The sequence below is a fragment of the Hartmannibacter diazotrophicus genome (genome assembly GCF_900231165.1).
Lineage (GTDB): Bacteria > Pseudomonadota > Alphaproteobacteria > Rhizobiales > Pleomorphomonadaceae > Hartmannibacter > Hartmannibacter diazotrophicus.
The window spans coordinates 2,635,701-2,659,523 of the sequence record NZ_LT960614.1 but is presented as its reverse complement, the minus strand read 5'-3'; the positions used below and the strand labels follow the sequence as shown (position 1 = coordinate 2,659,523).

The window sequence follows — 23,823 nt, the reverse complement described above, 5'->3', positions numbered from 1 at the left end:
GAGTGAAGTGTGGTCTCTTCCACGGATGATTGCGTAAACCAAGACGACTCATGCTGACGGCCGGGTCAAGACATAGCCCGCGCAGGCCGCAATGAAGACAAACGCAAGCGCAATACCCCAAGCCGGCGGTTCCGCACCATAGATGAAGCCGGCAAGACCAATCGTCATTCCGCCAACGGCCATTCCCTTGGCCACCGGCGGAATAGCATGATTCTCCCGCCAGCGACGCAGCGTTGGACCGAAGATCTTGTGGTCGAGAAGCCATTGCTCAAGGCGCGGCGAGGAACGGGTGAAGCAGCCTGCGGCGAGAATGACAAAAATGGTCGTCGGCATCAGCGGCAGGATTGCGCCGATGACCGCCAGACCGAGAAACAGAAATCCGCAAAGGAGAAAGAAGCTGCGTGGCAATGTCCGAGAACCTGATGGGGTGCCAAGTGCCTGATCGGGCGCATGCTGTCGAGCGCGCCGGCGAAGGGACCCTTTTCACGACAAGGGTATCATATGGCCCGCCTGTCACAAGCGGGCGACCCTTGGACGTTCCGCCTCAAGCGCGTTGCCGCCAGCGAAGACACCGGTCGCGGCGGGATTCGAGGTTCCGAAATTCGCTTAACGGTCATCGGCTTTCGTGCGATAGCTTGGGTGGGAAGCCAAGGTGGCGCATTCATCTTGCGCGTGCCGGAGGAGCCTTCGGAATTGCCGCCGTCGCCGGGCAGGCGGCAGGGCGACGTCCGGGCGGTCACGATAACGTCCCCTCTGACGGCTGGAAGACGTGGCGCCCGGATATCCGACTGGCATACTCCACACCATAGTCTTTACCGCGCCACCGTGGTACTTGCTTGGGTAATCTGTCCGATGGCCGGCGCTGACCGGCCCGAGAGTTGGAGACGTGGTGCATGCTCACCAGGCTTAGGAACTACTTCCTGACGGGCCTTATCGTGGCCGGCCCGGCCGGCATCACGCTCTATCTGTCCTGGTCGCTGATCAACTGGGTCGACAGCTGGGTCAAACCCTATATCCCAAGGGCTTATACGCCCGATTCCTACCTACCTTTTCCTGTGCCGGGGTTCGGCCTGGTGGTCGGCTTCGTCACGCTGACGATCATCGGCTTCCTCACCGCCAGTCTGGCCGGGCGAACACTGATCCACTGGGGCGAGCATCTGCTCGACCGGATGCCGGTCGTGCGCAATCTCTATCGGGGCCTCAAGCAGATCTTCGAGACGGTCCTGTCCGAGCGCGGCAACTCCTTCAAGACGGCCGCTCTGATCGAATATCCGCGCAAGGGGCTCTATTCGATTGTCTTCATTTCGGTCAGCACGCGCGGCGAACTGGCAGAAAAGCTGCCTCAGGACGATATGGTCTGCGTCTTCCTGCCAACGACACCCAATCCCACGTCGGGCTACCTGCTCTTCGTTCCGAAGGAGGACGTGACGGAGCTCGACATGAGCATCGAGGATGCCGCGAAGCTCATCATTTCCGGCGGCCTGGTCAGTCCTGAAACGACGAAGACGAAAAGCCAGAAGCCCCAGGGCTCACGCATTCCCGAGGATGCCTGAAAGACGGCTGGCCCGGAGCATCACTGTCTCCCGTTTCCGCTTCCCGAGCCCTCTGGCAAATCTCCGCTCTTGAGGGATGGTTCGTCTTTGGCTGCGGTCGGGGGAGACAGAATGAAATGAAAAAGGCCGGCAACAGGGTTGCCGGCCTTTTGTCTTGTTGAAGCGAGAGCGCTTCGCTCAGACGATCTTCAAAGGCACCTTCGGCACCGATCCGCGACGCGGCGAGGCGCCGCCGTCGCCAGAGTTCGGCGGCGACTTGCGCGTGCGCTTGCGCGGCTTCGGATCGTCGTCATCCGGACCATCCGAGGCGGGCCCCGGTCCCGACTTCGACGCCTTCGGCGGCGGCGGCGTATAGGCGATCACGTCAAGCTTCAGGCCGGTCTTGCCGTCTTCCTTCGTCTCCACGTCGACCTTCACGGTGCCACCCTTCTTGAGCGCGCCGAAGAGCACGGCGTCCGCAAGCGGCCGCTTGATGTTCTCCTGGATCACGCGGCCAAGTGGCCTCGCACCCATGCGCTCGTCGTAGCCCTTTTCAGCCAGCCAGTTCACGGCCGCATCGGAGAGTTCGAAGGTCACGTTGCGGTCGGTGAGCTGGGCTTCCAGCTGCATCACGAACTTGGTGACGACCGAACGGACGACCTCCGGCGGCAGGGCGCCGAACGGGATGATCGCATCGAGGCGGTTGCGGAACTCCGGCGTGAACAGGCGGTTGATCGCCTCCTCGTCGTCGCCTTCGCGCCGCGTGCGGTTGAAGCCGATCGGTGCCTTGGCCATGTCGGCCGCGCCCGCATTCGTCGTCATGATCAGGATGACGTTGCGGAAATCGACCTGCTTGCCGTTGTGGTCGGTCAGCTTGCCGTGGTCCATCACCTGCAGGAGGATGTTGAAGAGGTCCGGATGGGCCTTTTCGATCTCGTCCAGCAGAAGGACGCAGTGCGGGTGCTGGTCGACGCCATCGGTCAGGAGACCGCCCTGGTCGAAGCCGACATAGCCGGGCGGAGCGCCAATCAGACGCGAGACCGTGTGCCGCTCCATATACTCCGACATATCGAAGCGAATGAGGTGCACACCAAGCAGCGAGGCGAGCTGGCGCGCCACCTCGGTCTTGCCGACGCCGGTCGGACCGGAGAAGAGGTAGTTGCCGATCGGCTTCTCCGGCTCGCGCAGGCCCGCACGGGCGAGCTTGATCGCGGAGGAGAGGGCGGTGATCGCCTCGTCCTGTCCGTAGACGACACGCTTGAGGTTCGTCTCGATGTTCTCCAGCACCTCCGCATCGTCCTTCGAGACGGACTTCGGCGGAATGCGGGCCATCGTGGCGATGGTGTTCTCGATCTCCTTGACGCCAATCGTCTTGCGGCGACGGCTTTCAGGCAGAAGCATCTGCGAGGCGCCGGTCTCGTCGATGACGTCGATGGCCTTGTCCGGCAGCTTGCGGTCGTTGATGTAACGATCCGAAAGCTCCACTGCCGCCTTGATGGCGTCATTGGTGTAGCGGACGCGGTGGTAGTCCTCGAAATAGGGCTTCAGGCCCTTGAGGATCTCGATCGCATCGGGAACGGTCGGCTCGTTGACGTCGATCTTCTGGAAGCGACGCACGAGGGCCCGGTCCTTCTCGAAGAACTGGCGGTATTCCTTGTAGGTCGTCGAACCGATGCAACGGATCGAACCGGAGGCGAGGGCCGGCTTCAACAGGTTCGACGCATCCATTGCGCCGCCCGAGGTCGCGCCCGCACCGATGACGGTGTGGATCTCGTCGATGAACATCACCGCTCCGGGATAGTTCTCGATCTCCTTGACCACCTGCTTGAGGCGTTCCTCGAAGTCGCCGCGATAGCGCGTGCCGGCCAGCAGCGCGCCCATGTCGAGCGCGAAGATGGTCGAATCGAGCAGAACCTCCGGCACGTCGCCGTCGATGATGCGCTTGGCAAGGCCTTCGGCGATCGCCGTCTTGCCGACGCCCGGATCACCCACATAGAGCGGGTTGTTCTTGGAGCGGCGGCAGAGCACCTGGATCGTCCGGTTGATCTCGCTCTCGCGGCCGATCAGCGGGTCGATCTTGCCCTTGGCGGCCTTCTCGTTGAGGTTGACGCAATAGGCCTCGAGCGCGTCGGTCTTCTTCTTCGACGTCTCGCCACCCTCGGTCGTCGCCGCCTCGTCGTCGACACCGCGCACGGGGCGCGAATCCGCCATGCCGGCCCGCTTGGCGATCCCGTGGCTGATGTAGTTGACCGCGTCGTAACGGGTCATGTCCTGCTCCTGCAGGAAATAGGCGGCGTGGCTTTCCCGTTCGGCGAAGATGGCCACGAGCACGTTGGCGCCCGTCACCTCGTCGCGTCCGGACGACTGGACATGGATCACCGCGCGCTGGATCACGCGCTGGAATCCGGCCGTGGGCTTGGACTCCTCGCCCAGTTCCGTCACAAGATTTTCAAGTTCCGTGTCGATATATTCGACGAGATTGCGCTTGAGGATATCGAGATCGACATTGCAGGCGCGCATGACCGCTGCGGCATCCTGATCGTCGACCAGGGCCAACAGCAGGTGTTCCAGCGTTGCGTATTCCTGGCGACGCTCATTCGCCAGGGCAAGAGCCTGATGGAGAGCCTTTTCAAGACTGCGGGAAAAAGAGGGCACGGGAGAACCTCACTTCTTTTCCATGACACACTGGAGCGGGTGTTGGTGGCGGCGGGCGAAATCCATCACCTGTGTCACCTTGGTTTCGGCGACCTCGTAGGTGAAGACCCCGCATTCGCCGACACCGTGATGGTGTACATGCAACATGATGCGTATGGCTTCTTCTCGGCCTTTGTTGAAAAAACGCTCCAGGATATGCGTGACAAATTCCATGGGCGTATAGTCGTCGTTGAGCAGCAGCACCCGGTACATGCTGGGACGCTTGGTCCGCGACCTCGTCTTCGTGACGACGTCCCCATCGGAATCGTTGTTGTCCGACCGACGAATGTCGTTGCTCATCTCTTCTTTCCGCTTGCCTTTCGGTATCGCGCCGAAGCGGGGTTTCTGTCTTTCTCGTCCGGACCCTGCCCCGATGGGCAGCATATCCGTCCAGGCCGGTCCGGAAACTTCCAAGGCGTCGCTTCCGCGTTGTTTCTCCGCCGGACGTTCACGGAATTGACCTTGCGCACGACCATTTGCGTCTCTGTCCGGCAGCCTGATCAGGCGGATCCGCCTTCTCCGGTCGCGAACAGTCGGTACGCCATCCTCGTCTGCACCACATCGGATACGAGAAGCCTTCCGCGATGGTTATGGCCGCTTCAAAAACCACGCGCAGACCGCTTCTGCCCTGTCGGCCTCTTCCGGAAGTCGATCACGTCACGGGCGATTTGTGAAGCGCCTTCTTGAGGCAGTTTGGCGCAGCCCGCCAAAAAGTGAAGAGCCTATTGCTGCGACACCTCATATGGGATTGGCCGGCTGAAAAAAAAGAAGCCCGGCATGGCCGGGCTCGAAAATCTCAGATCGGGGTCTGCGGTCGTGTCCGCAGCGGCTCTTCCGGGGCGATGGGCGTCCTTCGGACGCAGGCACAACGCCCCGGTATCGACCCGAGCCGGTTACTTGCCGAACTTGGCGGTCATGGCCTCGTAGGGCTTGGACATGTCCTTGGACAGATCCATGTACATCTCGGTCATCTTGGTCATCTGCGAAACCGCACCCTCGTACGACTTCTTGAAGTAGTCGCTCTGCAGCGCCAGCGCGACGTCGAAGGATTTCGCGCCCATGAGCTCCTCGACCATCTTGGACGCATCCTCGGCGGACTTCTTGGAATAGTCCGTCGCCTCAACAGCCATGGCCTGCATGCCCTTGGACATCTTGTCGATCGACTTCATGGTGAGGTCGATGTTGTCCTTCATGGTCTTCTGCATCTCTTCGTATCCGCTCAGCATCTCGTGAACCTCGTGTGTGCGATCGTTTTTCCGGGTGGACCTTGCGTTCAGGTAGCCTTTGTCCCGTCTCTCGCGGAGGCCGGAACGGTGCCCGTTTCCGTGAGGAGACCTCAGGGCTCTGCGAGCCAAGGATGGTGGCCTGACTTGCCTGATGACGTATTGCCCCTCGGTATTCGCTCGGCGAGGAGAACCCAGAAAATCCGGCCTGTTTTGTCGCTTCGATGCTTCTCAGGCGACCACCCAGCGAATTGATGCAAATATATGCAATGCAATAACCGCGGTCAACAAAATTTGTGCGCTGCACAAAGTTTGAGTGATCAGCTCAAGAATGGCATGCGGCCAGTCCTTCACGGAGGGTCATCTTTGAAGGCGGTCGAGCGTTCCGGTTCGATGGGGCGATGCTGAAGGCGAGAACGGCCTCAGTCTCACAAGGGCCGGGCGAATTCGAAGTCGTTGTCAGACGTCCTCTGTGCAGTGCCCCACCAGGATAATAGCCACTGGTCCGGATTTCGGGGTGCGATGATGCGGATTCTGGGCTGACCTCATGTTTTTTGCCGCCAAATTCGGCGATTAAACAATTATAAACCATCGATTCACTGGAATTTCAGAAAATTTAATCTTCACCGTGGTGTCTTAAATATTTAAATTATTTTGAAAATTAACATACGATTGTTGGAATTTACGTTCCCTTAATAAGGTTTTTTCCCAAGTTCCAAGCTCGGTATGCGGATTTCCTGTCCGTTTTACCCTTTTGTAACTCCGTTCCTTCACTGTTCGACACATGATCCAGCGGTTGGCGCGCTTCTCCTTGTCGTCAACGCGCATGCTTTCCGCGGGCAGGGCCCGCAGCCCAAAAAGCAAGGAATGGTCGAACGTGTCTGGCAGCCGTCCATTTGGAAAAAAGATCTTCTGCAACGCTCTTCGGATGATTTGTTCGGCCGCGCTGGTCGGCAGCGTATTGCTGGCTGCCAGTCCGTCCCGGGCCGAGAGCTCGAAATATGCCGACATCGTCGTCGATACGACCACGGGAAAGGTGCTGCATCAGAAGAACGCCGATGCGAGGCGCTATCCGGCGTCGCTGACCAAGATGATGACGCTCTACATTCTCTTCGAGGAACTGGAGCGGGGGCGCTACCGTCTTTCGAGCAACCTGACCGCGACGCAGCACAGCGCATCCATGCCGCCCTCCAAGCTCGGGCTCAGGCCGGGCGAGACGATTTCCGTCGAGGATGCGATCAAGGCGCTCGTGACCAAGTCCGCCAACGATGTCGCGTCGACGATCGGCGAGAACATCTCCGGTTCGGAGAGCGCCTTTGCCGACCGGATGACCCGGACGGCACGGGCGATCGGCATGCGGGGCACCCGGTTTCGCAACGCGTCGGGTCTTCCTGATGAGCGGCAATATACGACCGCGCGGGACATGATGACCCTCGGCGTAGCGCTCCAGGTGCGCTTTCCGCGGTATTTCGACTACTTCCAGACCCGCAGATTCGTGTGGAAGGGCCGGACGATCGGCAACCACAATCGCCTGCTTGGCAATGTCGAGGGCGTTGACGGGATCAAGACCGGATACACCCGGATGTCCGGCTTCAATCTCGTGACCTCTGTCCAGCGGGACGGGCGCAAGGTCGTTGCCGTCGTCCTTGGCGGCACAAGCGGCCGCTGGCGCGATGACCGCATGCGCGAACTGATTGCCGCATACATGCCGAAGGCCCGCCGCGGACGTGGCGTCGACGATGACCTCATTGCCTCGGCGGTGGAAAACAAGGTGCCGGTCGCGGCCAGGAACATCGCCATTCAGCCGAAGATGGTTGCCAGCCTTGGCAAGCATCCGCTGCCGCCGGCTCGGCCCCTGATGCCGCAGCAGGAAATTACGACGGCGTCGATCCTGCCGTCGGCGACGATCAGCGTGCAGCGGGCTGTGAAGGTCCTGCCGCAGCCAGCCCCCGACGCCTATGTCGACCGTTCGCTTCCTTCGTCCGCGGCCGAGGCCTTCGCCGAGGTTGACGAAGAGCCGAGCGCGATGGGCGACGCGGAGATGGAAGGCGAAGACAGCGCTCTTCCCGTGCAGACGGTTTCCGTGCCGCTGCCGCCGGTGCCTGTCGCCGACGTCATTCAGCCGTCAAAGTCGGAACTGGCCGCGCTCGAGCAACTGCCTGCGACCGTGCCGGCCGCACCGGCAGCGTCTGCCGCCCAGTCTGGATCGTCGTCGAAGTGGCTGATCCAGATCGGATCGCTGCCATCGCGTGAGGCTGCCCACAGCCTGCTTGCGAAGGCTCAGGACAAGGGCGGGCGGGTTCTCGCCAATGCCGACCCGATGACCGAGGTGTTCAACAAGGGCAAGTCGACCTTCTACCGCGCTCGTTTCGCCGGGTTCGACGATGGCGATGCGGCCAAGAATGCCTGTGCCCTGCTGAAGAAAAAGGATTTTGCCTGCTTCGCCATCCGTTCGTGACGGGCAGGGCGTTGGTCCGACACTTCGAAAGGTGTTGTGAAAAGTAGCCCTCAAGCAGGGATCGCCAGGCGCCTGTTCGTGCGTCTGGTCGGCAGGAGGCAGTCGTCTCCTCGCCGCATGTCAGAAAAGTGCCATTGGCTTAGTAACTGTGTTCCCATGGAGCTTATCGATGTTTGGAGAGAAGCCTGTCTTTGGCTTGATTGATGCGGGCAGCGAGAAAGGTGGAGCCGCCCTGGTCCGGATGAACGCGCTTCATCAGCCGTCGATGGGCGGCGCGGATCTCGGCCTCACCGGCACCATTCGCAAGTCCAAGGATCTGGTACGCCTCCTCCTCACTCAGGGCGCCCGCGCGCGCCGTGCCACTCTTCCGCGCACTCTCGTCGAAATCGAAGTCTTTACGCCATCCGGCAAGCCGGCGGTCGAGATACGCTTCAAATAGCGCGACGCTCTCGCTGTCGCTCTGAATCTCCAGATAGAGATGGCGCAGCGAGGCCGGATTGAGGGAATCGAGATCGCGTCCCTCGAAAGTTCCGGCAAGAATGCGGCCGCTGATCGCGCCGGTCTGCTGGTCGATGATCATCTCGAAGGCGGCCGAGCGGACCATCGAGCGATAGGGGTCGCGGCGGTTGTCGGCGGAAAGCTGCGGTGCCTTGCGCGCAGGCCGTCGACCCCAGAGATAGGCGGCCAGAACGGCGGCAGGCACGGCCAGGCCGATCCTGCCTGTCATGGCGAGAAGCAGCGCGATGGCGCCGGCTGCCATGGCCATCATGCCCGGGCCCTGCGTCAGCAGCTTGGTAGTGGGCGTGACGGCAAACCATTTAAGCCCGAACCACAGCAGGATCGCCGCCGCGATCACACCGAAAAATACCGTCATCGATATCCGTATCCTGTCGGATGGTCTTCCGGTCACGGAGGCTAGGCCGCCGGACGCGGATCAATCGTTTGAACCGTGACCAATCTGGTTCACGATATTGTGTTCCTGTAGCGGCAATTGCCGCAAGCGGACCATGTGAGCGCCGTTGGGCGCCAGAAATCAAGTCCCAAGCGCAGGCCGGGCGCCACATTGCACGGCCTTTTCCCGCCACAATCAATCCCCATCTGCCTTCTCGTCGTTCCATTTCGCTGATGAGGAACGCCGACGTCGTATCCCGCGTTGAGTCATCCGTTCCATATCTGGAGGTTTGCTGCGTCAGGCGCCGTTCGCTTGCGGGTCTTTTCTGGCCGACACGGCCCGTTGGTCCGATTTGGAACGAAACCCGCCGGCGGATCGTTAGGCCCCACATGTGGAAGGACTTTCAACGAGATCGACAGAAAAGGAGATCGAGATGATTTCGAAACATGCACTGACGATCGGTTCCCTCGCGCTTGCCCTTTCCGCCGGCACGGCCTTCGCGGCAAGTCCGGGTGTCCAGGCCGGCAAGCTTGTCTGCGACGGAGTATCGGGCAGCAATTTTATCGTCGGTTCGACGGCCAACCTGTCCTGTACCTACAAGCCGGTCGGCAGCCAGCCCGCCGTTCCCATGATGGCCAAGATCAACCACTACGGCATCGATTTCGGCAAACGAGACGACGTTCATCTGGTCTGGTACGTGCTCGCGCCCTCGACCAAGGTCCAGCCGGAATCGCTGGCCGGCTATTATGGCGGCGTATCCGCCGGCGCCAGTCTCGGACGGGGCGTCCAGGCCAATACCCTTATTGGCGGATCGATGAAGTCCATCGCACTCAACCCGGTCAGCCTGCAGAGCGAATCCGGCGCCAACCTGACGGCGGCGGTGACGGGTCTGCATCTCAGGATGCCGATGAACGACGGCTGACGTGCCCGACCGCCAGCGAAAGGTGCATGGCTCCGTTGCCGGAAACCTCTTTCGCTGGCGATCATTCTCAGGCAAGGATGCCACTGTTATGGCGTCCTTACCTGTTTCCTCGCGAACCTGGTTTCTCAGGGGCATGCGCGGGGTCATCTCAATACCCGGCCTGATTCTCTTCGCGTCGATGACGGGATTTGCCGGGCTCGCGCGCGAATCCGGCATCTCGCAAGAGCTGGCGGCGGCGATGACGGCTATCATCTGGGCCTTGCCGAGCCAGGTGGTCCTTGTCGGATCGATCGCCTCGGGAGCGTCCTTCGGGGCGACGGTCCTGGCCGTCGTCCTCTGTTCGGTTCGCCTGCTGCCGATGACCATCTCGATGCTGCCGACCTTGCGCGGACCGAACACGCCGCGCTGGCAGCTCTATTTCACCTCCACATTCGTCGCGGTCACGGCCTATGTCGTCGCGATGGCAAATCTGCCGAACGTTCCGCGCGAGCATCGCGTCGCCTGGTTCGCGGGCTTTGCCATCACCCTGGTGGCGGCGAACACGGCGATGACCGCCTTTGCCTATGAGGTGCTCGGGTCTCTGCCCGATGCGGTCTCCGCCGCGCTCTTCTTCCTGACGCCGCTCTATTTCACCTTCTCGCTGTGGACCGCTTCGCGGACCGGGCTCGAACGTGTGGCATTCGTCGGCGGGTTCCTGCTGCTACCGCTCTTCCACTGGATCGATCCGACGCTCGATCTCGTGCTTGCCGGTCTTGTCGGCGGCACCGTCATCTATTTCGTGGATCGCGTCAGGCGGCAGCGGGGGGAGGCGTAGCGCATGCCCGGCAGCGAGTGGATCGATGCGCCCTGGTGGCCCTTTGCCTTCATGGTCCTGGCCGGCGCCCTGCCGACCCATATCTGGCGCTGGATGGGCGTTGCCTTCGGCACCCGGCTCGACGAGGACAGCGAGGCGCTGCGGTGGGTCCGGGCCGTTGCCACGGCGCTGGTCGCGGCCGTCGTCGCCCGGCTCGTCCTTTTCCCGCAGGGCCATCTCGCCGAACTTCCTACCTGGATGCGGCTGTTTGCGTTCCTGGCCGGATTTGCGGCCTATTTCGCCGGAGGACGCCGGCCGATCGTCGGCATCCTTTTCGGTCAGTTCGTGCTGGCGATCGAGCTCTGGTGGACGTTCGGGTAGAGCTTAGGCGAGGTCAGAGCGCGGCCTTGAGCTTTTCCGCAAGGGCGGCAAGTTCGCCGTGATCGGCCATCTCGCCGCTGTGGGGACGAAGCGGGACGCCCTCGTAGACCGGAATGACATGAAAATGCAGGTGAAAGACGCTCTGGCCTGCAGGCGCCTCGTTGAATTGCACGACCTTGACGCCGTCTGACTGAAAGGCCGTTTTCGCGGCGACCGTGATCTTCTGGACCACGGGAATTACACGGGCGAGGACGGCCGGGTCGGCATCGAGAAGATTGCGGGAGGCAGCTTTCGGGACGACGAGCGAATGGCCCTCGCTCTGGGGCATGATGTCCATGAAGACGATCGCGTCGTCATTTTCAAAGACCTTGTGACAGGGAATCTCGCCGCGCAGGATCTTGGCGAAGATATTCTGGTCGTCATAGGTGCTCATCGCGTTTCCTCTTTTTGCTTGCGCGTTCGCCCGCTGCACCCGGATCAAGTTGCGAATGCCGGCATTCCAGCGGAAGCAAGGCAGGCTCCCGGGACGGGCAGACTACAGCATCGCGGCAACGACCGGAACGCGTTTTGAGGCCGAATCCAAAGACATAACAAAAGAATAGCGTGATGCTTTGCGTCAGTCGCAATCGCGGCGGAAGGGCCCCTGATCGCTGAGGAATTCCGCATTTTCGGCGATGGCCCGTCTCTCGCGGACCAGATAGTCGGCGATGGCCTCCCGGAAGCTCGGGTTGGCGATGAAATGGGCCGACCGGGTTGTGACCGGCAGGTAGCCGCGCGCCAGCTTGTGCTCGCCTTGCGCGCCCGCTTCGACGGTCTTCAGGCCGTGGGCGATGGCGAAATCGATAGCCTGATGGTAGCAGACCTCGAAATGCAGGAAGGGGTGATCCTCGATGCAGCCCCAGTTGCGGCCATAGAGTGTGTCCGAGCCGATGAAATTGAGGGCGCCGGCGATGTAGCGACCCTCCCGCTTGGCCATGACCAGCAGGATGCGGTCGGCCATGCGGTCGGACACCTGCGAGAAGAACAGCCGGTTCAGATAGGGCCGGCCCCATTTGCGCCCGCCGGTGTCCATGTAGAAGGCGTAGAAGGCATCCCAGTGCGCTTCCGTCAGATCCTTGCCCGTGATCCATTCGATCGAGATATCGCTGGCGAGCGCCTCCCGGCGCTCCTTCTTGAGAGCCTTGCGCTTGCGCGAGGCGAGGGCGGCGAGGAAGTCGTCGTAGGAGCCGTACCCATCGTTGGTCCAGTGGAACTGCTGGTCCGTGCGTTCTAGGAAGCCTGAGCTTGAGAGGATGTCCGCGTCCTCCGGCTCCAGAAAGGTCGCATGGGCCGATGACGCACCATGCCGGCGGGTGAGGGTCATGATTCCCTCGGCCATGATCGCGCGGCGCTCGAAGGCGCCTTCACCGTCGCCGACGAGCAGGCGCGGTCCGGTCGCGGGCGTGAAGGGAACGGAGATCTGGAGTTTCGGATAGTAGCTGCCGCCGGCGCGCTCGAAGGCGTCGGCCCAGCCCCAGTCGAAGACATACTCGCCCTGGCTATGGGACTTCAGATAGGCGGGGACGGCAGCCTCGATCGATGTCTCGTCGCCAAGGATCAGGTGCTGGCCGAGCCAGCCGGTGCGCCGTGTCGCGCAGCCGGATTCCTCTAGGGACCAGAGAAAGTCATAGGCGACGAAGGGATTGTAGGGCTGTGCCGGCTGGACACCGGCGCTTGGCTGCAAGCGGCCGCCCTCGGGCAGGTCCCAGCCCGGATTGGCGACGCGGTCCCATGCTTGCCGATCGAGATCGGCAAGGGAAGCGACGACGCGGAGCGGAATTTCTGTCTGCATGCGCCTACATTTTGGGTGTTGCGGCGCAGCAGTCAATTTCCCATGCGTCCGGGAAACGAAATTTGATCGATTTTCCTGCTGCTTGAGCCGGGTTATGGGCTGGCGGGCGGTGCATTGCCAAGGTCCGGATCGAAGCCTTCGAAAACGATCTGGTCCGCATGGCGGCTTGCGCGGGCAACGTCCTCCGCCGTCCGGATCGTCCAGGTGAGGATCGGAACGCCGAGCCGGCGCAGAAGAGCGGGGGCAGGGGTGGGCAGGGCCTTGACCCAGTAGTTGACGAAATGCGGCCGCGTCTTCGGCGCGTGCAGGAGATTGCGCAGATAGAAGCGCTGCCAGCGGGAAAAGCCGCCCCAGTCGTCCTCATCGGAGCAATCGTCGGCCACGATGCCGCGCGGAATGTCCGGCGCCAGCTGGCGCATGGCGAGGACCGCGCCGGGATCGAAGGACATCAGTGCAGCCGGGCCCTTGTAGGCCCGAACGATCTCGACCGACCGGGCGACGAGAGCGGTTGTCTCGTGACCGGCAAAGCTCTTGACCTCGATGACGATCGGAACCTTGCCGCCGACAATCTCGAGCACTTCGTCGAGGGTCGGTATCCGGTCGCTGGTGGCCGTGAAGGGCACGCGTTTCAGATCGGCGATCGTCATGGCCGCGACCGGGCCGGTGCCTTCGGTGAGGCGGTCGAGCGTGCTGTCGTGAAATACGAAAGCTTCGCCATCGGCCGACAGGTGGATGTCGATCTCGATGGCGAAATTCCTAGCGATGGCCGCCTCGACGGCCGACGGGGTGTTCTCGACGCGGCCCGCCTTGATGTCATGCAGGCCGCGGTGAGCGACGGGTCTTGCGATCAGCCAGTCGGCATGGCCCATGATGTCACTTGAACTCGATGACCGCGTCGATTTCGACGGCAACGCCGAAGGGCAGGCCCGAGACGCCGAGGGCGCAGCGCGAATGGGTTCCCTTTTCGCCCAGCACCTCGCCCATGAACTCCGAGGCGCCGTTGATCACCTTCGGATGGTCCACGTAGTCGGGCGTGGCGTTGACGAAGCCGTTGAGGCGAACGACCCGGGTAATCCGGTCGAGGCTGCCGACGGCGGCCTTGGCCTGGGCGAGAATGTTGAGGGCGCAGATACGGGCGGCGGCCTGACCGGCTTCCAGCTCCAGATCGGCGCCGAGCTTGCCGACGACGCTTTCGCCGCCCGGCGACTTGGAAATCTGCCCAGAAATGAAGATCAGGTTGCCGGTGATGACATAGGGAACATAGGCCGCAGCCGGAAGCGGCGCTTCGGGCAGATGATATCCCAGTTCCTTGATGCGGGTTTCGATGGCGTCGGACATTGATTTTTCCCGGATTTTTGCAGTTTCGAGAGGGTCGTTGCGGCAACGTTCGTGCGCCTTTTTGGCCGAAAGGCACGACGCCTGCAAGACGTATTGCCGAAAGCCCCCAAATGAGGCGACAATGGGGTGCCTGAGGCGCAAAATCAGGCGCGTGTGAGATGCGTATCGAGAGGCCCTGATGATGACATCGACGTGCAAGATTGCCCTGTTTATGGGCGCGGCTGTGGTCGCTCTTTCTCAGGCTCCGGCTGCGAGTGCGGCCGTCTCGCTGCTGCCCCACAGGGCCGTCTACGATCTCAGCCTTGCCGACAGCAACGGCCAGTCGGGCATCTCCAGCGTCAGGGGCCGTATGGTGATGGAGTTTTCGGGCGGAGCCTGCGAAGGTTATACGACGAACTTTCGCTTCGTCCTGACCCTCGTCGACAGCGAATCCAAGGATATGCTGACGGATCTGCGAACGACGACGTTCGAGAGCCCGGAAGGCAACGCCTTCAGTTTCCTGTCGCAGACCTACACCAACGACGTGCTGACCCAGGAAGTGAAGGGGGCTGCCAGCAAGGATGGCGGGAATGTCCGCATCCAGCTGCAAAGCCCGGCGGACCGGACGGTGGATCTGGCCCCGGCGGTTGTCTTCCCGACCCAGAACCTGCGCGATCTCATTTCGGCCGCGCAGGCCGGAGAGAACCTGCTCGAAGCCAAGATCTTTGACGGTGTCGATGACGGCGACCGGGCATCGGACACGACGGCGATCATCGGAGCGGCGAAACTGGCGTCTCACGACGGTCCGGCAGCAAGACTGGCGGGCATGAAGCACTGGCCGGTCAGCGTCTCGTATTTCGATCCGGCCGTGCATGACGACAAGCCGCCGGAATACACGGTCGCCTTCGATCTCTACGCCAATGGCGTTGCCGACGACCTCATGCTCGACTACGGCGACTTCAAGCTTGCGGGCCGGATGGCCAGCCTCGAGACGCTGCCGAAAGACGCCTGCGACTAGAGCAAATCCAGGAAAAGTGGGAACCGGTTTTCCGTCCGGATTTGCGTGAAAACAAAAAATATAGAGTATTTCCGTGACTCCGTTTTGAACGGAAATGCTCTAGGGCGGAGACCGTTCGGGGCTACGGCCCAAGACTACGGCGAACGGGGAATCATAGAACCTGACGACTGACCGACTAACGGCTACGGTAGCGGTCAGTCCGTCTTGCCCGGCTTGTGGCTCTCGAAGACGAGCCCCGTTTCGACAACCGTCCTGCCGAATTTTTCGCGCAGGGTGTCGACCGCGCGTTCGGCGGCGGCGCGGCGGCTTGCGCCCGGATCGGCGAGGTCGCCCGGATCGCAAAGCCGTGGATCGACGAGGTCGGACAGTCCGACACCAATCAACCTATACTGTGTTCCATCCGTCTCGCGGCGAAGCAGTGCGTCAGCGGCCGTAAAGAGCCGGTCGGCGAGTTGGGTCGGATCGTGCAGGCGCTGGCTGCGCGTGCGGATCTTGAAGTCCCTGGTCTTGAGCTTCAGCGTGACCGTCCAGCCGCCGACGCCGTGGGACTTGAGGTGCCTTGCGACCTTTTCGGACAACTCGCGAATGATGGGGCGAAGATCGGAGAGACGGGCGAGATCCGTCTCGAAGGTCGTCTCCGCGCTGACGCTCTTGCGCTTTGAATCGGGCGAGATCGACCGATTGTCCTCGCCGCGCGAGAGCCGGGCCAGTTTGAGGCCCATGGCGCCATAGCGCTTGGCGAGCGTCGCCTCCTCCATATCCTGAAGCTGGCCGATGCTGCGCAGTCCGTCGGCGGCGAGCCTGGCCTGCGCGGCCTTTCCAACGCCCCAGATCAGCGAGATCGGCTGGCGCCCGAGGAAGTCGCGTGCCTCGGCCTTGCCGACGACGGCGAAGCCGCGCGGCTTGTCGAGGTCCGAGGCGATCTTGGCGAGGAACTTGTTGTAGCTGAGACCGACCGACACGGTGATGCCGATCTCGTTCTCGACGCGGCGGGCGAAGCGGGCGAGCGCGAGCGCCGGGATCGCCTTGTGCAGGCGCATCGTCCCGGTGAGGTCGAGGAAGGCCTCGTCGATGGAGAGCGGCTCGACAAGCGGCGTCAGTTCCATCATCAGGGCGCGCACCTCGCGCCCGACGGCGGCATATTTGGCGCCGTTCGGCTTGATCACCACGGCGTCCGGGCAGGCTTCAAGCGCCTTGAACATCGGCATCGCCGACCGCACCCCCCGGATGCGGGCGATGTAGCAGGCGGTCGAGACAACGCCGCGCTTGCCGCCGCCGATGATCAGGGGCTTGTCGCGAAGGGACGGATCGTCCCGCTTTTCCACCGCGGCGAAGAAGGCGTCGCAGTCGACATGGGCGATGGAGAGCGAGGGCAGTTCCGGATGGCGGAGCAACCGCGGGCCACCGCATTGGCGGCAACGGCGCTCGGTGCCTTCGACGGGATGGAGGCAATCGCGGCAGAACCCCGCCGGCCCCTGCGTGACTGCCGACTTCGGGTCTGGCGGCGAATCGGCCTGAAACTCGCTTGACGCCGGCACGGCCTTGTCTCTCTGACGGTGAAGAGGGGCGAGTTTACGCTTCCCCCGTCATGCCCGGCAAGTCCTTCGCGGAGGTTGTCCCGTCCCCTGGGGCAAGTGTCAGAAATCGTCCTCGGCGGTGATTTCCAGCGTGTGGCGGGCCATCGCGATCATGGTCGGCCGCAAGTTTTCATTGCTTGCGAAACTGAGCAGAAGGCTTTCGTCTTCCAGATAAAATTCCAGCACGCCAGCCAGAAATCCGGGTTCGTTCGCCGCGGTGCGCAGATCCTGCGGCCCGATGCCGGCCAGCGCCAGAAAACGTCCGAGAGCCTCGCCGTTGCCGGCAAGGAAGCGCAATCCGGAGATTGCGATGCCTTCGGCTTCCTCCCGCGTCAGTCGCTTCTGCATTGCCTTTTCCATTAAATGTTTGCGTTTCCGAAAGATTTTCTTCGTAATGTCATCGAGTAGCATGTGAAAGTGCCAGTTGGCGAGCGGATCGCCTCTTCTGGCACGGGCAAGCATTCGGTTCCTGTTTATCGGCGATCACTGGCCGGCGACCGGGGAGCGGATGCCCGCGGAGAGTGAAGATGCCGAAGACGGTGCTGATCGTGGAAGATAACGAGCTCAACATGAAGCTCTTCCATGATCTTCTGGAGGCGCATGGCTATGCGACCTTGCAGACACGCAATGGTATCGAAGCGCTCGATATCGCCCGCGCCCACAAGCCCGACCTCATCCTGATGGACATCCAGCTTCCCGAGGTGTCGGGCCTGGAAGTGACCAAGTGGATCAAGGAAGACGACGATCTTCGCTCGATCCCGGTCATTGCCGTCACAGCCTTCGCCATGAAGGGTGACGAGGAACGCATCCGGCAGGGCGGATGCGAAGCCTATATTTCAAAACCTATCTCCGTTGCAAAGTTTTTGGAAACCGTTCGCAACTATCTTGGAGAGTGATGGCGGCGCCGTCAGCGAATGCGTGGTAGATGGCCCTCTGACGCGGCCTCGATCATGCTGGGGCAGGTGGCATTCGTCTCATTCCGGGTATGCGGGCTGGTGGCGGAGCTCTTCGAAGCCGCGGCAGTCATTTTCATTCAGAACACGGACGTTCCAGCGTTTTTCTGGGCGTTCGCTTTAGTATCTGTTTGACGTTTTTGTGTTGTTCTTTGAATAACCGGTCAAGGTGCCAAACCCAAAAGTGGGCGGGGATGGCAGATGGCTTGCCATCGGATGACCGGGCAATGAACAGGGGCCAAGGGTGGCGTCGGGCGGCTTGTCGTCTTGAACTCCCGCCTTCGGGTGCTCCAGGGGGTTGGTCGGGATGTCCGCACGGATTTTGGTTGTCGACGATATTGCCGCAAACATCAAATTGCTCGAGGCACGGCTGCTGGCGGAATATTTCGATGTCGTGACGGCGGCTAGCGGCCAGGAAGTCCTGACATTCTTCGAGACCAACACCTGCGATCTCATTCTCCTCGACGTCATGATGCCCGGCATGGACGGATTCGAGCTTTGCCGCCGCCTCAAGGCCAACCCGCGCACTGTCCATATTCCCGTCATCCTGATCACGGCGCTCGACCAGACGCGCGACCGGGTGCAGGGGCTGCAGGCCGGCGCCGACGATTTCCTGACCAAGCCGGTTGGCGATCTTCAACTGATCACGCGGGTCAAGAGCCTCGTCCGGCTGAAGATGCTGACGGACGAAATCCATGCGCGCGCGACCGACAGCGACAACAGCAGCCTTGCGGAAGCGATGTTCTTTGCCGATCCGGCTCGGACGGGCAAAGGACGTATCCTGCTGATCGACAACCGGCCGTCGTCCCACGAACGCCTCATCGGCGGGCTTCGGCGCGAGCATGACGTCGAGCTTGAAATCGATCCCACCCAGGGCCTTATCCGGGCGGCCGAGGGCGACTTTGAACTCGTCATCGTCAATGCGGATCTGGCCGATCACGATGCGCTCCGGATTTGTTCCCAGCTTCGCTCGCTGGAACGCACGCGCCATCTGCCGATCCTGCTCGTCTGCACTCAGGACGACCAGCCGCGGATGCTCAGGGCGCTGGAACTCGGCGTGAACGACTATCTGGTCCGGCCGGTGGAAGCGAACGAGCTTCTGGCGCGGTGCCGGACGCAAATCCGGCGCAAGCGCTTCACCGACCGGCTTCGCGACACCGTGCAGCACACGATGGAACTGGCGCTGACGGACAGCCTGACGGGGCTCCACAATCGCCGCTACTTCGACATGCATATCGGGCAGCTCGTCGAGCAGGCCAACACGCGCGGCGGCCATGAGCTTGCCCTGCTTGTCCTCGACATCGACCATTTCAAGAGCGTCAACGACACCTATGGCCACAGTGCCGGCGACGAGGTGCTCAAGGAATTTGCCGCCCGCATCGAGCGTAACCTGCGCGGCATGGACATGGCCTGCCGAATGGGCGGCGAGGAATTCGTGATCGTGATGCCCGATACCGACCAGCATTTCGGCCTTGCGATTGCCGAACGGCTGCGGGACCTCATTGCGCGCAGCCCGTTCCCGATCGGGGGAGGGCGCGATCCGATCAAGGTTACGGTCTCGATCGGCCTGGCGGTTGCGGCGCCGCCGGATGACACCCCGGAAAAGATGCTCCGGCGTGCGGATATGGCCCTTTATGCGGCCAAGAGGGACGGGCGCAATCGCGTCGTCGCCGACGCCGCCTGACCCTGGTATCTCCCGCCTGAGGGGATAGTTAACCGACTTCGCATCTACAGGCTGCCGGCCGATGTCCGGCGCGGCGACCTATGCCCGTTGCCTGTTGCGGATGTGCAACGATCTGCCATTTCGTCGACACTTTCGCCTGTCTCACAATGCTGGGCGAGAAGCGCGTTTTTCAAGCGCGACGGGTGGATAGACAGGAATGTTCTGGCCGCGGCCCGTTCAGAAACAGTTCATCCAGAGAACGATACTTTCACAAAACTGACTTGGCCTCGCGCGAGGGTGCCAGCCGCGTCTTGATGAAATCGACCATGCCGGCCTGCCGCCCTGCAACGAACTGGCAATAAGCCGGGACTGCTGTCCAAATCAGGCTTGGAAATACGTTTACCTTAACTATTTACGAAGAAATTCGAATAAAAAGCAATCCAATCGGAAAACTATTGCCCGGAAGACGGGCGTAACTTAGGTTGGAAATCGAAGAAGCGAGACGGCAACGAAATGAAAGACATTAACCGATGCCGCCTCGCCAAGTAACCCTTGTGTATTCGGGTCCGCCGCATCTCCCGGATACACTAGGGCCGGTTGGCCGGCTGTGGCGAGAGTGGCCTCCTCTGTGACCCACGGCCGGCCATCCTCCGTTTATTGGTGGTTTATGTGTTTAAGCATCTAGCAATCAAATTTTTGAGATTTCATACGTTCTAAGAGCATCATTTGATGCCCTTAAATTTGCGCAAAATGCTAAATAAATTCTGAATAGAGCCCGGGCGAAAGCACCGGGCTCTACTTTTTTGACTTGCAATGTGGCGAAGGTTTTATTTGTGCAACATACAAATGACCGCAAGTCGCCTTAATTGATCATCTTTTGGCTCTGACCATCCACTTGATGATCCCACCGGCGGGAATGACCCAGGCAAGCCCCGCGACGACATAAAAGAGCAGTTCGACGAGTTTGGAGGCCTCCGGCAGGATTCGAACGGCCAGACCCATCACGATCAGTGGATAGATCAGAACGAGAAGCGTGAGCAGAATTGCTCCTATGAAGGATCGCAGTCTCGCGGGCATGAGGGGGGCGTCTCCTGGCGGCGGATATCAGGGGCGGGGAATTCGCCAGCAGTCGATTGCGAACGACCACGGGCCATCGGGCGGTCGATCGTCTCCAAGGACCGACCGCCCGACGACATAGCCGAGGTGAGGGCGCCAGAAAAGCCCTGTCGCCGAGAGTTGGGAAAACGGCCCCGGCCGTTCGTCAGGCGGTGAAGCCGTAAAGCACGGCTCTTTCCGGATCTCCGGCCGCGACCTGTTTTGCCAGATCGACGATGACCTTGGCCTGCTTCCAGGTCGCGTCGTCCTGCATCTTGCCGTCGATCATGACCGCGCCGGTTCCGTCGGGCATCGCTTCCAGGATGCGGACGGCGAATTTCACCTCTTCCGGCTCCGGGCTGAAGACGCGCTTGGCGATCTCGACCTGGCTCGGGTGCAACGACCAGGCGCCGACGCAGCCCATGAGGAAGGCGTTGCGGAACTGGGCCTCGCAGGCGGCAGGATCGGAGAAATCGCCGAAGGGGCCATAGAAGGGCTTGATGCCGGCGGAGAGGCAGGCATCGACCATCTTGCCGACCGTATAGTGCCAAAGATCCTGCTGCACGAAGGCGCGGGGCGCGTCGCCCTTGGCATCGGCGAGAACCCCATAGTCGGGATGACCGCCGCCGACGCGGGTCGTCTTCATGCCGCGCGAGGCGGCAAGATCGGCCGGGCCAAGGCTCATGCCGTGCATGCGCGGGGAGGCGGTGGCAATCGCCTCGACGTTCTTGACGCCCTCGGCCGTTTCCAGAATGGCGTGAACGAGGATGGGCCGGGTGAGACCGTGGCGCGCCTCAAGCTGGGCGAGGAGTTGGTCCATGTAGTGGATGTCCCAGGGGCCTTCCACCTTCGGCAGCATGATGACGTCGAGCTTGTCGCCGACCTCCGCGACGATCTCGCCGATGTCGTCCAGCACCCAGGGGCTGTTGAGGCAGTTGATGCGCGTCCAGAGCTGGGCGTTGCCGAAATCGACGGTTTTCGCCATTTCGATGAAGCCCTTGCGCGCCTGCTCCTTCTGGTCGGCGGGAATGGCGTCTTCCAGATTGCCGAGGACGATGTCGACGGTCTTGGCAAGGTCGGGAAGCTTGGCGCGCACCTTTTCATTGTGCGGCGGCACGAAATGGATCATCCGCTCCAGCTTCACCGGCAACTCGCGATAGGGCTCGGGTGCGCCGATCGCCAGCGGTTTCCAATAGGCGCGGGGCGTCTTGGTCGTCATCGGGTCTTCCTCTGGTCGTCATTCTTCGGAGAGCTCGGCCTTCCGTTGCCCGCTATATGCCCCGAATTGGCCATTTTGCGGCAGTGCGGAAATGGTCGCATGGCCGAAAGCACGAGAGGCAGCTCACGGCCGGCTCAATCGAGCCACTTGCGATTGCCCCACATCCACTGCTCGGGATCCTGCCTGATCCAGTCTTCGAAACAGGCATTGAGCGCCCGTGTGGCTACGGCGATGTCGTCTTCGAGATCGTCGGTCTTCGGAATCGGGATCGCGACCGTCTCCGCCCGAAAATGCACGCCATTTTCGCGAACGACGCGCGCCGCCATCAGGGGGAGCCCAAAACGCCGGGCGAAGAAGGCCGGTGCCTTGCTGACCCAGGCCGGGCGACCGAGGAAATCGATGCGAAGACCGTTGTTGTCGCGCAGGTCCGCGAGAAGGCAGATGGCCGCGCCGGCTCTGGCAAGCCGGCCGAGCTTGAGAGGCGTTGCCGATTCTCTTGGAAGAAGGCCGGCGGGGTAGAGCGCCACCCGGCGCTTGAGGAGCATGGCCTCGACAAGGGGGTTGCGGACCTTGCGGTAGACGGCGGCGGCCTTGAGACGAAAAGCGCTGATTCCGGCTGTGGCCAGCTCCCAATTGCCCGCATGCAGGGAGGCGAAAACGGCACCCTTGGAGAAGTCGATGCCGCGGAATTCGTCCGGATCGAAGCCGAGGCGAAAGCGGTCGGCGGCAATGCGGTCGGGGCCGATGATCGTTTCCGCGGAGACCCGCCCGAGGTTGTCCCACATGCCATCGAGGATCCGCCGCCTTTGCGCGCGGGAAAGATGCGGCATGACAGCTGCGATATTGGCGTCGGCGCGCTTGTGGCGATGGTTGAACGGGGCAAGCTTGCGCCAGAGCCAACCCATCAGCGCCGATGCGCGATCGACCGACATGGCGGACAGCAGGGCAAGCACCGCTCGCAAGGCCCAATACTCCAGCCGGTCGGCAAGCGTCGGGCTTGCCGTTCCGTCGGCCGTGTCGTCGGCATTCACTGCGCTGGCGGGATCTTGATCAGGGGACAAACCGGATTTCAGCATGTTAGAAGGTTGACCTTGGCGGGCTCTCGATATCGATCTAGAGAAGCAAAAGCCAGCGGTCATTTCCGATTTTTCGCCGTGCTCCGCCGCTTCCAGCTCGATCCGGTGAGGCCCGATGAAGTCCTGATGCCGGGGGCTTCCCTCGTACGGCTTGGCAAGAACCCCGCCAGGAAACCATGTCACAAGTCATTTCCCTTGCGTTGCCCTTCTTCGGTTTGATCTTCCTTGGGTTCGGTTCCGGCAGGATCGCCAAAATTCCCCGCTCGGGACTGGCCTGGCTCGATTTCTATCTTGTCTATATCGCTCTTCCCGCCCTCTTCTACGACCTGATGTCGAAGACGCCGATCGAGGAACTGGCGCAGGGCGGGTTCATCCTGTCGACGACCTTTTCGACCTATGCCGCCTTCGCGCTCTCTTTCGCCGTCGGAACGATCATCAGCAACGGCGACCTGAAGCTTGCCACCATTCAGGGGCTGGTCGGCTCCTACGCCAATGTCGGCTACATGGGGCCGGGTCTGACGTTGGCGGCCCTCGGAACCGCCGCCGCCGCGCCGACCGCGCTGATCTTCTGCTTCGACGTCACGCTCGCCTTCAGCCTCACGCCGCTGATGATGGCGCTCGGCGGCACGGAAGACCTGAAGCTCATGCAGACCATCGGGGTCGTGGCGAAGCGGGTCTTCCTGCATCCGTTCATTCTCGGCACGATCGCCGGCATCCTGGCGGCGGCGTTTCATTTCCAGCTTCCCGAGGCGCTGGCGCAGATGGTGACGTTCCTGCGCAATTCGGCTGCCCCGACCGCGCTCTTTGCCATCGGCGTCACCGTGGCGCTGCAGCCGATGGGGCGGGTGCCGACGGAACTGCCGATACTCGTCGCGATCAAGCTTGTCGTGCACCCGTTCATCGCCTGGCTGATGCTGACCTGGATCGGCGGTTTCGATCCGGTCTGGATCAAGACGGCGGTGCTGATGGCGAGCCTGCCGACAGCGGCCACGACGTTCGTCGCGGCCCAGCAATACGATGTCTATGTCTCGCGGGCCGCAACCGCCATCGTGATTTCGACGGTCCTGTCTGTCTTCACCGTGACGGGCGTTCTGGCGCTGATCACCTACGATCTTCTGCCGCTCACGCCATTCGGCCGGTAGACGCGCTCTTTTTTGCTTCAGCTTCGAATCAGGCCAT

The 23,823-nt window shown here is 61.8% G+C and carries 24 protein-coding genes; 9 read left to right on the top strand and 15 right to left on the bottom strand.

Going from position 1 to position 23,823, the window contains the following annotated elements; genetic code table 11:
* Positions 1-48: 48 nt before the first annotated feature.
* Positions 49-408, bottom strand: coding sequence for a YbaN family protein (locus tag HDIA_RS12445; protein ID WP_099556458.1), 360 nt, complete (start codon positions 406-408; stop codon positions 49-51).
* Positions 409-893: 485 nt separating this feature from the next.
* On the opposite strand from HDIA_RS12445, the gene HDIA_RS12440 reads away from it, so the two are divergent.
* On the top strand, positions 894-1,553 hold the full coding sequence (locus tag HDIA_RS12440; protein ID WP_099556457.1) for a DUF502 domain-containing protein: 660 nt from the start codon (positions 894-896) through the stop codon (positions 1,551-1,553).
* Positions 1,554-1,730: 177 nt separating this feature from the next.
* Here HDIA_RS12440 and clpA read toward each other — a convergent pair whose 3' ends face one another.
* The 4 genes from clpA to HDIA_RS25595 all read right to left on the bottom strand — a co-directional run bounded on the left by clpA (position 1,731) and on the right by HDIA_RS25595 (position 6,478).
* Positions 1,731-4,187 (bottom strand): ATP-dependent Clp protease ATP-binding subunit ClpA, encoded by a 2,457-nt coding sequence (gene clpA / locus HDIA_RS12435; RefSeq protein WP_099556456.1) that lies wholly within the window; start codon positions 4,185-4,187, stop codon positions 1,731-1,733.
* A 9-nt stretch (positions 4,188-4,196) separates the two neighbouring features.
* Positions 4,197-4,526 carry an ATP-dependent Clp protease adapter ClpS gene (gene clpS / locus HDIA_RS12430; protein WP_099556455.1) on the bottom strand — a complete coding sequence of 110 codons (330 nt, stop codon included), beginning with the start codon at positions 4,524-4,526 and terminating at the stop codon, positions 4,197-4,199.
* Between the two features lie 593 nt (positions 4,527-5,119).
* Complete coding sequence (locus tag HDIA_RS12425) at positions 5,120-5,431, bottom strand: phasin family protein (protein ID WP_245884256.1); 312 nt, start codon at positions 5,429-5,431, stop codon at positions 5,120-5,122.
* A 654-nt stretch (positions 5,432-6,085) separates the two neighbouring features.
* Positions 6,086-6,478: a hypothetical protein gene (locus tag HDIA_RS25595; protein WP_162292588.1), complete on the bottom strand. Its 393-nt coding sequence runs from the start codon at positions 6,476-6,478 to the stop codon at positions 6,086-6,088.
* A gap of 7 nt (positions 6,479-6,485) precedes the next feature.
* Between HDIA_RS25595 and HDIA_RS12420 the strand changes: the two genes are divergently transcribed.
* The gene (locus tag HDIA_RS12420; protein WP_197708137.1) at positions 6,486-7,907 is read left to right on the top strand and encodes an SPOR domain-containing protein; all 1,422 of its coding nucleotides are present in this window, start codon (positions 6,486-6,488) and stop codon (positions 7,905-7,907) included.
* Between the two features lie 163 nt (positions 7,908-8,070).
* Here HDIA_RS12420 and HDIA_RS12415 read toward each other — a convergent pair whose 3' ends face one another.
* Positions 8,071-8,781, bottom strand: a complete 711-nt coding sequence (locus HDIA_RS12415) for a DnaJ domain-containing protein (protein ID WP_099556452.1) — start codon at positions 8,779-8,781, stop codon at positions 8,071-8,073.
* Between the two features lie 451 nt (positions 8,782-9,232).
* On the opposite strand from HDIA_RS12415, the gene HDIA_RS12410 reads away from it, so the two are divergent.
* From HDIA_RS12410 to HDIA_RS12400, 3 genes are all read left to right on the top strand, one after another.
* A complete protein-coding gene (locus tag HDIA_RS12410; RefSeq protein ID WP_099556451.1) occupies positions 9,233-9,721 on the top strand; it encodes a DUF992 domain-containing protein in 489 nt (162 codons plus the stop codon).
* Between the two features lie 88 nt (positions 9,722-9,809).
* Entirely contained in the window at positions 9,810-10,535 is a 726-nt protein-coding gene (locus HDIA_RS12405) for an AzlC family ABC transporter permease (protein ID WP_099556450.1), read from the top strand.
* A 3-nt stretch (positions 10,536-10,538) separates the two neighbouring features.
* A complete protein-coding gene (locus HDIA_RS12400; protein WP_099556449.1) occupies positions 10,539-10,895 on the top strand; it encodes an AzlD domain-containing protein in 357 nt (118 codons plus the stop codon).
* Positions 10,896-10,908: 13 nt separating this feature from the next.
* On the opposite strand, the gene HDIA_RS12395 is transcribed toward HDIA_RS12400, so the two are convergent.
* The 4 genes from HDIA_RS12395 to HDIA_RS12380 form a co-directional block, all read right to left on the bottom strand.
* Complete coding sequence (locus HDIA_RS12395; RefSeq protein WP_099556448.1) at positions 10,909-11,328, bottom strand: HIT family protein; 420 nt, start codon at positions 11,326-11,328, stop codon at positions 10,909-10,911.
* A 183-nt stretch (positions 11,329-11,511) separates the two neighbouring features.
* A complete protein-coding gene (locus HDIA_RS12390; protein WP_099556447.1) occupies positions 11,512-12,726 on the bottom strand; it encodes a GNAT family N-acetyltransferase in 1,215 nt (404 codons plus the stop codon).
* 92 nt (positions 12,727-12,818) lie between these two features.
* On the bottom strand, positions 12,819-13,595 hold the full coding sequence (locus tag HDIA_RS12385; RefSeq protein WP_099556446.1) for a glycerophosphodiester phosphodiesterase family protein: 777 nt from the start codon (positions 13,593-13,595) through the stop codon (positions 12,819-12,821).
* A gap of 4 nt (positions 13,596-13,599) precedes the next feature.
* Positions 13,600-14,064 (bottom strand): RidA family protein, encoded by a 465-nt coding sequence (locus HDIA_RS12380; protein ID WP_099556445.1) that lies wholly within the window; start codon positions 14,062-14,064, stop codon positions 13,600-13,602.
* Positions 14,065-14,242: 178 nt separating this feature from the next.
* Between HDIA_RS12380 and HDIA_RS12375 the strand changes: the two genes are divergently transcribed.
* Positions 14,243-15,061 (top strand): cell envelope integrity EipB family protein, encoded by an 819-nt coding sequence (locus HDIA_RS12375; RefSeq protein WP_099556444.1) that lies wholly within the window; start codon positions 14,243-14,245, stop codon positions 15,059-15,061.
* Positions 15,062-15,255: 194 nt separating this feature from the next.
* Here HDIA_RS12375 and HDIA_RS12370 read toward each other — a convergent pair whose 3' ends face one another.
* Together HDIA_RS12370 and HDIA_RS12365 are read right to left on the bottom strand one after the other, a co-directional pair.
* On the bottom strand, positions 15,256-16,599 hold the full coding sequence (locus tag HDIA_RS12370) for a DNA polymerase IV (protein WP_099556443.1): 1,344 nt from the start codon (positions 16,597-16,599) through the stop codon (positions 15,256-15,258).
* 99 nt (positions 16,600-16,698) lie between these two features.
* A complete protein-coding gene (locus HDIA_RS12365; protein WP_342748132.1) occupies positions 16,699-17,100 on the bottom strand; it encodes a DUF3572 domain-containing protein in 402 nt (133 codons plus the stop codon).
* Between the two features lie 65 nt (positions 17,101-17,165).
* Between HDIA_RS12365 and HDIA_RS12360 the strand changes: the two genes are divergently transcribed.
* On the top strand, positions 17,166-17,534 hold the full coding sequence (locus HDIA_RS12360; RefSeq protein ID WP_099556441.1) for a response regulator: 369 nt from the start codon (positions 17,166-17,168) through the stop codon (positions 17,532-17,534).
* A gap of 364 nt (positions 17,535-17,898) precedes the next feature.
* Positions 17,899-19,275, top strand: coding sequence for a PleD family two-component system response regulator (locus tag HDIA_RS12355; RefSeq protein ID WP_099556440.1), 1,377 nt, complete (start codon positions 17,899-17,901; stop codon positions 19,273-19,275).
* A gap of 849 nt (positions 19,276-20,124) precedes the next feature.
* Here HDIA_RS12355 and HDIA_RS12350 read toward each other — a convergent pair.
* The 3 genes from HDIA_RS12350 to HDIA_RS12340 all read right to left on the bottom strand — a co-directional run bounded on the left by HDIA_RS12350 (position 20,125) and on the right by HDIA_RS12340 (position 22,827).
* Positions 20,125-20,331 carry a DUF2842 domain-containing protein gene (locus HDIA_RS12350; RefSeq protein WP_099556439.1) on the bottom strand — a complete coding sequence of 69 codons (207 nt, stop codon included), beginning with the start codon at positions 20,329-20,331 and terminating at the stop codon, positions 20,125-20,127.
* Between the two features lie 184 nt (positions 20,332-20,515).
* Entirely contained in the window at positions 20,516-21,568 is a 1,053-nt protein-coding gene (locus HDIA_RS12345) for an HpcH/HpaI aldolase/citrate lyase family protein (RefSeq protein ID WP_099556438.1), read from the bottom strand.
* A 134-nt stretch (positions 21,569-21,702) separates the two neighbouring features.
* The gene (locus tag HDIA_RS12340) at positions 21,703-22,827 is read right to left on the bottom strand and encodes a lysophospholipid acyltransferase family protein (protein ID WP_099556437.1); all 1,125 of its coding nucleotides are present in this window, start codon (positions 22,825-22,827) and stop codon (positions 21,703-21,705) included.
* Here HDIA_RS12340 and HDIA_RS12335 point away from each other — a divergent pair.
* Positions 22,821-23,786 (top strand): AEC family transporter, encoded by a 966-nt coding sequence (locus HDIA_RS12335; protein ID WP_099556436.1) that lies wholly within the window; start codon positions 22,821-22,823, stop codon positions 23,784-23,786. The genes HDIA_RS12340 and HDIA_RS12335 overlap by 7 nt on opposite strands.
* Positions 23,787-23,823 lie beyond the last annotated feature (37 nt).